This window comes from bacterium, assembly GCA_026398675.1.
In the GTDB taxonomy this organism is placed as follows: Bacteria; RBG-13-66-14; RBG-13-66-14; order RBG-13-66-14; family RBG-13-66-14; genus RBG-13-66-14.
In genome coordinates this window covers 1-2,230 of record JAPLSK010000376.1, presented here as the reverse complement: position 1 = coordinate 2,230, position 2,230 = coordinate 1, and the positions used below count along the sequence as shown (strand labels likewise).

Here is a 2,230-nt window from a genome sequence, read left to right as displayed (position 1 = left end):
GGGCCGCGTCGAGTTTACCAAGCAGGCCCCGCGCCATCGGCGGGAATATCAGGAAGAGATGGATTCCGAGTCGTAGGGGTGGGTGTCCACCCCTCACCCCGACCCGTAGGCGAGCCTCTCCCCAGAGGGGAGAGGGGGGGGATTTAGAGCGGCAACTCCGGCGGCCGGAGCCGCGTAACCTGGGGAGGGACGACCGGGGGGAAATAAACCGGCGGACCCGGTTCAGCCCCCGGAAACTTCGCCCCCACGAACCGCCATTTATCCCGCCCCCCGACCGGGTGGAGCGGACTAGGGATTTTTCCTTACGGCAACCTCACGGGTGCATCGCTCTTAGGAGTGAACATGGGCAAGAAAATATTCACCACCCTGGTCATAGGCGTGCTTCTCGGCCTCTCCATCTGGATCATCGTGGGAGCGGGCACCATCGTCCTGGCCGAGGGGAGCGACGTCAACTCTTACCAGCTCCTGGCCACTTTCAACGCGGCCCTGCGGCTCGTAAGCCGGGAGTACGTGGAGGAGATGCCCTTCGACGAGCTCATCTACGGGGCCATCCAGGGGATGCTGGCGACGCTGGACCCGCACTCCATGCTGATGGACCCGCACGTCTACGACGACCTGCGGCTGGAGACCACGGGCAAGTTCGGCGGCCTGGGGATGCAGGTACAGATAACCACCGAGGACAAGACCCTGACGGTGATGGCGCCCTTCGACAACACGCCGGCGTCGCGGGCGGGCCTCATGCCCGGCGACAAAATCCTCGAGATTGACGGCAAGAGCACCTACGAGATGGACATCAACGAGGCGGTGGAGATGATGCGCGGCGAGCCGGGAACCGAGGTCATCCTCTCCGTGTTCCGCCCCGGCATGGACGACGTGATGAAAATCCCCCTGACCCGCGAGGAAATAAAGGTGGACAGCGTCCCGGATCACTTCATGGTGGACGACGCCACCGGCTACATCCGCATCAGCGATTTTTCGGACGACACGGCCGAGGAGCTCACCTTGGCGATCCAGGCGCTCACCGCGCAGGGGATGCGCGTCTTGCTCCTGGACCTGCGCAGCAACCCGGGCGGCACACTCGAGGCCGCCATCGAGGTGAGCCAGATTTTCTCGAAGCCCGGGGACCTGGTGGTTTACACCGAGGGCCGCAACGCCGAGGAAACCCACACCGAGTACCGGGCCGCGGGGAACGGCTTCCGGACCGACATCCCGGTGGCTCTGTTGGTGGATTCCGGCTCGGCCTCGGCGTCGGAGATAGTCACCGGCGCCGTGAGGGCCTGGAACCGCGCCCTCATCTTCGGCACCACGACCTTCGGCAAGGGCTCGGTGCAGAGCATCTTCAACCTCTCCAAGCTCCAGCCCGGCGCCCCCGACGACATGGCCATCAAGCTCACCGTCGCCCGGTACTTCACCCCCGACGGCGTCTGCATAGACGGCGTGGGCATCGCCCCCGACGTGTACCTGGAGCCGGTCATCTACACCGGCTTCACCGCGCACTTCGTCGGGTCGGGCTACCACCGCGCCCTCGCCACCGAGCTCCGCCTGAAGCACGAGATTGACCCGGAGGGGACCTTCGCCTCCCTCACCGACGATGAGCTGACCGGCCTCGTCACGGACTTCATGGGCGCCCAGGAGAAGCCCTTCGAGTGGGTTCCCGGCGAGTTCACGCCCGCGGTGCTCGATCAGCTCCGCCTCTACATCCGCTCCGAGATAATCGCCCAGATAGGCGGGGTGGACGGTCGCGCCAACGCCGCCCGCTTCCGGGCCTCCCGCGATCCGTGGATCGCCAAGGTCGTCCGGCTGATGAACGACGAGGCCGCCCTCGCCCAGGCCCGCGCCGACACCGTGGTCAAGCTCGCCGAGCTGGCCGCCGAGGAGTAGATGACCCCGCTCCGGACGATCGCGGTTCTGCTCTGCCTTTCGGTCGTGGTCGCCACGGCCGAAAGCTTGGTATGCCCCGTCTGCGGCGAGGTCTCACCGGAGGAGAACCTCTACTGCGCCACCTGCGGCACCCGCCTCTGCGCGGAGGCCATGCACGCCAAGGGGGCCGTGGTCGCCGTCCGGGTGGATACCGATCTCCGCTGGCGCGTGCCCGACATAAAGCCGGGGCTCACCGAGGTCTCGCCCCCGCGCTACCCCGGGTCCGGCTTCGTCGTGGACGAGGAGGGCCACGTTGTGACCAGCGCCGAGTTCCTCACCGGCTGGCGCATAGTCTGGGTGCGCACCGTAG

The 2,230-nt window shown here is 66.6% G+C and carries 2 protein-coding genes; both read left to right on the top strand.

Going from position 1 to position 2,230, the window contains the following annotated elements; genetic code table 11:
• Window positions 1-342 precede the first annotated feature (342 nt).
• Entirely contained in the window at window positions 343-1,881 is a 1,539-nt protein-coding gene (locus NTW26_11305; GenBank protein MCX7022834.1) for a S41 family peptidase, read from the top strand.
• Window positions 1,882-2,230 (top strand): zinc ribbon domain-containing protein (locus NTW26_11300; GenBank protein ID MCX7022833.1); only part of this gene is annotated, 349 nt, incomplete at its 3' end.